This window comes from Dellaglioa sp. CoH-57-MRSF-21, from assembly GCF_056781915.1.
On sequence record NZ_JBXAXU010000152.1, the window covers coordinates 1 to 296 of the forward strand.

At 54.1% G+C, this 296-nt stretch carries 1 protein-coding gene; it reads right to left on the reverse strand.

The features are described from left to right. A partial coding sequence (locus tag AC1RPQ_RS08355; protein WP_481762323.1) for a hypothetical protein occupies positions 1–296 on the reverse strand: 296 nt, incomplete at both ends.

Below are 296 nucleotides of genomic sequence, written 5' to 3' on the forward strand. Positions count from 1 at the left end.
TGTTCCAGTAGGCAGCAGTACCCATGCTCGGGTTTACCGTGGCATCTGCCGGTACCGTATTGTTGGCTCCATCATTCGAGTTCTGCGACGTGTTGGTCAGCGACCCTGCCTTTGGCGTTATGCCTACAGCCCTCAGGAAATTGGTTACGTTATCACTGCCAAGCACACCATTGACGACTGACCCAATAGAAGTTCCTATATTGGTACCCGCGTCCTTGGCTATGGAGGCCGCTGAATCTCCGAAGTCGATCGAAGGGCCGGGGCTTTCCAGAAACCCATACTTGCCAGTACTAGGC